Source organism: Methylobacterium sp. JK268, assembly GCF_054052225.1.
In genome coordinates, this window is sequence record NZ_JBSVZN010000021.1 from 63,124 (window position 1) to 70,580 (window position 7,457).

5 protein-coding genes and 1 pseudogene are annotated in these 7,457 nt (G+C 75.3%); all 6 read right to left on the bottom strand.

Annotation, left to right across the window (positions count from 1 at the left end):
- Positions 1–116: 116 nt before the first annotated feature.
- Positions 117–308, bottom strand: coding sequence for a hypothetical protein (locus ACW9J6_RS21615; RefSeq protein ID WP_457118577.1), 192 nt, complete (start codon positions 306–308; stop codon positions 117–119).
- Between the two features lie 218 nt (positions 309–526).
- Positions 527–1,135, bottom strand: a complete 609-nt coding sequence (locus ACW9J6_RS21620) for a hypothetical protein (RefSeq protein ID WP_457118578.1) — start codon at positions 1,133–1,135, stop codon at positions 527–529.
- A gap of 139 nt (positions 1,136–1,274) precedes the next feature.
- On the bottom strand, positions 1,275–1,634 hold the full coding sequence (locus ACW9J6_RS21625; RefSeq protein ID WP_457117398.1) for a hypothetical protein: 360 nt from the start codon (positions 1,632–1,634) through the stop codon (positions 1,275–1,277).
- Between the two features lie 7 nt (positions 1,635–1,641).
- On the bottom strand, positions 1,642–3,282 hold the full coding sequence (locus ACW9J6_RS21630) for a DUF2793 domain-containing protein (RefSeq protein ID WP_457115758.1): 1,641 nt from the start codon (positions 3,280–3,282) through the stop codon (positions 1,642–1,644).
- The gene (locus ACW9J6_RS21635; protein ID WP_457115759.1) at positions 3,275–7,186 is read right to left on the bottom strand and encodes a baseplate multidomain protein megatron; all 3,912 of its coding nucleotides are present in this window, start codon (positions 7,184–7,186) and stop codon (positions 3,275–3,277) included. Before ACW9J6_RS21635 ends, ACW9J6_RS21630 begins: the two co-directional genes overlap by 8 nt.
- Positions 7,183–7,457 (bottom strand): annotated as a pseudogene (locus ACW9J6_RS21640) (hypothetical protein); the annotation flags it as partial. The gene ACW9J6_RS21635 and the pseudogene ACW9J6_RS21640, both read right to left, overlap by 4 nt.

The following is a 7,457-nucleotide window of genomic DNA, read 5'->3' on the forward strand; positions in this document are numbered from 1 at the left end:
TGGAAGGCTCTCGCGATGGGGTACCGGCGGTCCCCGGCCGGCGGGACCGCATCGGGCAGATCCGTCGTCTTCGGCGTCCTTGCGTCACCCTGGCGATGAGGCCCGGGAGGCACCGGTCAGGCGGACCGCACTCCCTTGAGGAAGCCGGCTGCGAGCGCGCCCGCCGCGCCGAGCAGGGCGAGCAGGTTCGCGGCGGTGGAGGGATCGTCCAGGTAGGCCGCGAGCGCCGGCCGGCCCGCGAGGCCCGCGCCTACGGAGGCCGCCGAGAGCATCCCGGTCACGACGCCCGGGGTGAGGAATTTCGTCATCGTCTGTCTCCGGTCTGAAGCGCCGCGATCCCGGCGGCGCGCGGGATCCCACGCCAGCGGCCATGTCCAACGACCGCCGGTTCCGCTCTCGAATGGTCGCCAAGCCCAGAATCCTGAACCTTGGGCTCGGCATCGGAACCACGAGATGGTCAGCGGCCCCGCCGATCTCGGGCCTGCCCGCGATCGCGTCGATGCGTGAGCATCCTGGGCCGTTGGCATTAGGCGGCGACGGCCGTGCCGCAGGTCGGGCAGCGCGCCGGCGATGGACGGACGCGGCCGGCCTGGAGCGCGGCGAGGAAGCCCCGGTAATGGCCGGCGATCCGCTCCGCCCGGTCGCTGCCGTTGATGATCCGGCGCGCGCTCACCGGGTCCGCGCGACCGGGGGCGAAGTCGTCCGCGAGCCTGCGGCCGGTGAACCAGCCCTCGGTCATGCCGCGGTAGAGGATCGCCGCCGCGAGGTCCGGCCGCAGCGCCAGCGCCGGCTGCGCCACGAAGGGCTGCCCCAGCGCGGCCTGCGCCTTGGCGTAGTTCGCCTTCCAGGTCAGCTGCACGTAGCCGCGGCCGCAATAGACCTGCCCGGTCGCCGGGTCGGTCAGGCCGTAGGGCCTGCCCCGGCCCCGGCCGATCTCCTCGACCGGCTGCAGCGTGGCAGCCGTCTCGTGATAGGCGGTCGCCAGCACGTAGGCCTGCGCCTCGGCCGAGAGCCCGGCCGGGGCCGCGTCGAGGAGCGCGGTGAGCCCGGCCACCTGCGGGCCGGTGAGGTGCCCCGGGAAAGGGGCGGTGCGGACGCGCGCGAAGAACCCCGCGCGATCGAGCGCCGGTGCCATGCGGATCTCCGGTGTGGGGGACGTCGGGAATGGCGCCGCGCCGCCCGGCCGCCGGGGCGATGGCCCGGGGCGACGCGCGGGACGGCGGTGCGATCGGCCGCGCCGCGGGCAGTCCCCGCCGCGGCGGGAGGCCGGGGCGTCAGGCCGCCGGGGTCTCGGATGAGGCGGGCGCGGGCGCCCGCAGCGCGTCGCGTTCCGCCGTCACGGTGGCCAGCTGCCGGCGCAGGCTCTCCCGCTCCGCCTCCGCTGCGGCGAGCGCCGCCGCCTTGGCGTCGCGCTCGGCCATCACGCCGGCGTTGATCGCGGAGAGCAGCGCCGGCAGCCCGAACCCCGCCGCCTCCGCCTGCGCGGGCGTCAGCGCCCCGCTCAGCACGGTCTGCGCTGCACCCCCGCCCGGCGGCGCCACGCTCTGCGCCAGCACCACGTGCCAGCCCGGCGGCTCCGCCGCGCCCGGGCCGCGCCCGCGATACAGGAACTCGTACAGGAAGGTCTCGCTCATCACGCCCTCACGCCGCGACCGGGCTGTCATCCGACAGCCGCCGCCAGGAATTGCCCGCGAAGTAGGCCGGCACCCCCGTGCCGGCGCCCGCCGCCTCGCCCACCTTGCGGGCGTTGCTCACGTGGATCAGCGCCCCCGCCACCCCGACCGGCACCGTCGCCACCGTGTAGCTGCCCGGCCGCACCGGGCCGGCCACGTCGAGCACCGTCCCGGGTGAGGTCGTGCCGATCCCCACCCGGCCGTTCGCGACGACGTTGAGGATGCGGTCGCTCGCGTAGAGCCCGATCGTCACGTAGCTGTTGGGGGAATTGGTGCCGCCGTAGGCATAGCCGAGATATCCGGAATTGTAGGCCCCCAATCCCTGGCCGAACAGGTAGTTGAGGACTTCGCCCGTCGCCATGTTGGGCGCGAGGGCGGACAGGATCGTCTGGTAGCCGGCACCGACCGAGTAGGCCGAGGACAGGCGCAGAGCAGCGGGGACGAGGGCGCCGGCGCTGCTGCCCGAGGCCGCGGCGCCGGAAGCGGCCGTGGTCGGGCCGAGGACCGCCCCGGCGAAGGTCGGGCTGTTGCCGGTGCCGAGTCCCAGCGCCGTCGCGCCCGCCGCCGCGCTGGCCGCCGTGAGCACCGCCCGGCCGGTCGTCGTGCCGTCGGTGATCTCGGCCGCGGCCGGGCCGATGAGCGGCTTGCCGGAGGCGCGCTGATAGGCCCGCACCGTCCAGACGCCCGAGGCGTCCGAGGTGACGAGCGCCGTGTCGCCCGCCGCGGTGACGAGGTTCGCCCCGCCCGGCAGGATCAGGGTCCCCGGATCGTGGGTGAGCGTGAGCGCCGAGGCGAAGCGCAGCAGCCGCAGCCGCCGCGGCGCCGTCCCGAAGCTGGTGATCGCGGTCGTGCCGGTGAGCGTCACGGCCAGCGCGTTCAGCGCCCCGAGGTCCACCGTCGCGGCCGCGGCCGCACTCACCTCCGCGACCCGCCAATCGGCCCCGCCGGTCGCCCGGTCGAGGCGCAGGGCCTCCGTCCAGGCGCTGCCGTCGGCCGAGACCTTCAGGTGCAGGTCGTCGTCGCCGGTGAGCCCGATCTCCGCCCGGCCCGACCAGCCGGTCTGGAACAACAGGGAGAGCGTGTTGCCGGAGGCCTCCTTGTTGAGCGTATACCGGAGATCCCCGCTGCCGCCCTCGGCCTTGGTCAGGGCCGCCCAGAGCGCCGCGTTGAGCTTGGCCGCGAAGGGGGTGGCGGCGTCGGCCGTGGTCCCGATCCCGAGCCGGGCGAGGTTCTGCAGCGCGGTCAGCGTGCTGCGCAGGCTCACCCAGGCACCGGCCGTGCCGGACCCGGCGGCGTAGACGTAGAGGTCGGCCTCGTCGAGCACGTAGGCCAGCCAGCCGGGCCTGGGGACGACCGAGACCCACTGCCCGTCCTGGCGGCGCACCACCCGCCCGGCCCAGCCGCTCCAGGCCCCGGTCGGGCTTGCCCCGGCGATCAGGTAGCGGTCGCCCTCGGCCGCCGCGGCGGGCGGGCCCGTGAGGTCCTTGTCCAGCACCGCGAGCTGCACCAGCGTGTCGAGCGCGGTCAGCGCCTCGTTGTGGGTGACGTGCTTCTGCGCCTGGGCGGCCGCCAGCAGCGGCAGCGCCAGGTTGGGGGTGGCGTCAGACATCGAGCGTGGTCCTCAGGGGGGTGCCGCGGCCGTAGGCCGGCGAGAGCTGGTGGATCGCCACCGACAGCCGCACCGCCGGGCCGCCGAGATCCGCCGCCTGGTCGGCCGCCGCGTAGGTGAGGCGCGGGCTCGCCACCTGGATCGTGCGGAGCACCCGGCCGTCCGCGGCCAGGATGTCGACCGCGTAGGCCTCCGCCTCCTCGGCGAGCGGCACCTCGGCCTGTTCCCAGGCGTCGCCGTCGACCCGCGTGCGGCGGATCCAGCTCAGCACCAGGTCGCCGTTGTCCTGCCGCCGCAGCCGGGGCTGCACGGGCGCGTAGGGGCGCAGGCCCATCCCCACCACCGTCACGGCGGCGGAAGCGTAGGCGGGATCCTCCGGCGGGCGGGCGGCCGGGCCCCAGGTGAACACCTGCGGCAGCGCCCGGGCCGAGGCCGGCATGCCCGACTGCACCAGCGCGTCGGAGAGCACCACGAAGGGAGCCCCGGCGGGCGTGGGCGCGCCCATGGCGAACTCGGTGCCGAGCTGGCCGCGCAGCAGCCCGGTCAGCCGGTAGCGGCCCGCCCCGAGCAGGGTGGCGGTGCTCCACTGCAGCACCTCCCACTCCCCCGAGGGGGTCAGCAGCGCGGCCGCGTTGGCGCCGTTCAGCACGTCGAGCTCCGAGGCCGAGACCAGTTCCGCCCCGGGCGGCACCTGGACGTACACGGCGTTGACCCGGTCCCAGCGGCCGGTCGGGCCGGGATAGAGGTCGGCGGTGAGCGCGCCGATGACCGAGCGGGCTTGGACCAGCGCGTCCGCCTCCGGCGCCCCGCCCGCGAGCGCCCGCAGCACGCTCACGGGCGACCAGGGCAGCGTGTAGGCCGCGAAGTACGGCGCGTGCGGCACCGCCTGGGAACTCAGCAGCGGCAGGTCGAGGATGCGGAACAGCCCCACGCCCAGCGTCGGCGGCGGCTCCGGCGCGCGGCCGGTGGCGGTGCCGTCCCGGTAGGCGAACACGCCCGCATCCGCCCGCACCGCGCTGAACGGCCGGCCCGCCTCCAGCCCGAGGCGGGTGAGGCGCACCTCGACCTCCGCTCCGGCGAGGTCGAGCGTCAGAATGCCCCCGACCTCCAGCGCCAGCGCCGAGGGCGGCAGGCTGGCGGTGACGCTCTCGCGCTCGACCAGCGCCTGGTAGAGCAGCGCCTGCGCGATCCCGCGCGCCGCCCCCTCCTCCAGGCACAGCGGCAGGCTCACCCGCGACACGGAGGCCGCCCGGCCGGAGAGCCGGCGCGCCTCGACCGCGGCGCCCTGGTAGGCGCGGGCCGGGTCGAGGTAGGTGAGCGCCACGCTGCCCGGCAGCGCGGTCTCCTCGCTGCGCGTGCGCCGGAAATCCGCCCCCTGCCCGGCCGCCACGAGGTCGGCCTCCGTGAAGCGGGCCACCGGCGCGCGGGCGAGCGGGAGGAAGCGGAGCGCCCCGCCGCTCTCGACCCCGTCGAAGAAGAAGGCGGTGCGCAGGGGCGCGAGGCTGTCGCGCGGGGCCTGGACCTCGGTGAGCGCGTAGCCCGAGACCACGCCGCGCAGCTCCGAGACGTCCACCGGCGCGCCGGCCTCCCGGCAGATCTCCGCCACCACGTCGGGCAGGCTGGCCAGGCCGAGCCGGCCGTTGAGCCAGTGGCCGAGGGCGTAGTTGGGCGCGTCGCTCCACACGCCCGACTGGCGCGGGAACTCGGGATAGGGCCGCGCGTCCCAGGTCCACAGGAAGATCCGCTCCGGATCGACCATCCGGGTGCCGTACACAGCCGAGACCGGGTTGCCGTCCGATGTCTTCCAATAGGCGAGCGCCGCTTCCAGGAAGGCGCGCTGCATGGCGAGATCCTGCCGGCCGGTGGAGGAGTACGGCAGGAAGGACTCCGACGACTTGGGGTCGACGAAGACGTTGGGCTGGTTGGCGCCCTTGTCGACGGCCGGGCAGCCGAGCTCGGTGAAGCGGATCGGCTTCGACTGCGGCACCCAGGCCGTGGCGGCGGCCTGGCGCACGCCGCCCGGCCGGTCGTGGTGGGGGTTCGCCCACCAGCCGCGCAGGTCCTTGAGGCGGAAGATCCAGTCCTCGCCGTGGGCGGTGTCGCGGATCGGCACCCGGTTCTGCGCGTCGCGGTCGGCCTGCGTCGGGTAGAACCAGTCGTAGAGCTCGCCCCCCGCCACGTTCCCGGCGAGGTAGGCCGGGTCGTACGGGCTCGCGTAACGCTGCGCGTCCGCGTGATTGAGCCCGTCGCGCCAGTCGGCGAGCGGCATGTAGTTGTCGATCCCGACGAAGCCGATATTCGCATCCGCCCAGAGCGGGTCGAGGGGGAAGAACACGTCGCCGGTGCCGTCCGCCGGGCGGTAGTTGGCGTACTCGGTCCAGTCCGCCCCGTAGCCGATCGCCGGGCCGGGCCCGAGGATCGCCCGGGCGTCGGCCGCGAGCGCCCGCAGCTGCGCCACGGCCGGGAAGCTGGCGGGGCCGGAGCGCAGCGTGGTCAGCCCGACCAGCTCCGAGCCGATCAGGAAGGCGTCCACCCCGCCCGCCGCCGCCGCGAGCCGGGCGCAGTGCAGGATGAAGCGGCGGAAGCTCCATTCCGGCTTGGCGCAGGTGACCGAGCTGCCGGTCCAGGCGAGATCGGCCGGGGTGACGCTGCCGAAGAAGGCGGCGACCTGGTCGGCGGCGGCCGGGGTCTTGTCCGGGCTGCCCGGGCGGCCGATCGCCGGGAAGCAGGTCATCCGTCCCCGCCAGGGAAAGGCGGCCTGCTCCGCCCCGCCGTAGGGGTCGGGCAGGCCGTTGCCGGCGGGCACGTCCATCATCAGGAACGGGTAGAGGGTGACCTCGAACCCCCGCCGCTTCAACTCGCCGATCGCCTGCACCACCGAGAGGTCGGAGGGCGCCCCGCCGACGAGCGGGTGGCCCTGCGCGTCGCGGCTGACCAGCTCGGCCTGCGCCCGGGTGAGGCCGCCGGCGCTCCAGGGGATGTCGGTGGTCTTGGCCCGGGTCTCGACCTTGGGGAGGATGCGGCAGGAGCCGAGGCGCAGGTCGGTGCCGTGCCAGGCCACGACCAGCGAGACGTGCCGGCAGGCGGGCGCCTGCTCCTGGAGTTGGTCGAGGGCCCTGAGCAGGTCGACCCCGCCGGAGACGGTGTTCTGGCCGGTGAGGCTGCCGCGGTCGTTGGCCTTCACGGGGGCGGTGGCGTAGACGAACTCGCCCATGCCCGGGATCAGGGTGACGGCGGTGACGAGGTCTTCGAGCGCCGGGCGGGCGTCGGCGCGGGGCGGGCGGCGGGTGACCTCGGCGGTGATGACCGGCACGCGGTTGCCGAAGGCGGTGAGGGCCAGGTCCTCGAAGACGAGGTAGGCGAGCCCGCGGTAGGCCGGGGCGTTGCCGGTGCCCTCGATCGCCTCGATCTTCGGGTCGGGCCCCTGCGCCTCGTCGCCGAGATAGACGCGGACATTGTGGTCGGAGAGGCGGATGGGCTTGCCGTCGGCGTAGACGGTGCCGAGCGCCGTGATCGGCCCCTCGCAGAGGGCGACGGCGAGGCTGACCGAGTAGGTGTAGGTGACATTGTAGGTCTTCTGCGTGGGCGCACCCTTGCCGCCCTTGGTCCTCACCTTCTCGACGTGCTGCTCCTCCTTGAGCCGGGTGGCCCAGATGATCTGCCCGGCGACGCGGACGCGGCCGTAGACGCGCGCGATGGCGGCGCCCTCGGTGGAGGCGGTGACGTAGAGGTCGGCGAGGCGCGGCCCGGTGTTGACCTGCGGCTTGGGGCGGGCGCCGAACAGGGCGCGGTCGAGGACGCCGCCGAGGCCCGCGCCGACCACGCCGCTGAGGAGCCCGCCGAGGGGTCCGCCCAAAGCGGCGCCGGCAGCCTTGCCGGCGGTGGAGAGGACGAGGGTGCTCATGGGGCTGGCGGTGGCGGCGAGTCCGGCGAGGGATTGGGGAAGCGGAAGGCGTGGGCGACGCGGCGCGCCCAAGCGGGCGGGACGGCGCATTCCAGGACGGCGTGGCCGTCATAGGCGTGGATCATGCGGGGCCGGGGTCCGGCGAGCGGCGCGGTGAGGATGGCGCAGTGCTTGGCGGGCAGGCCGTCGCGCCAGCGGAACAGCAGGACGTCGCCGGCCAGCGCCTCGCGGGGCGGGATCTCGGCGAGGTGGCGGCGGGCGGCGTCGCGCA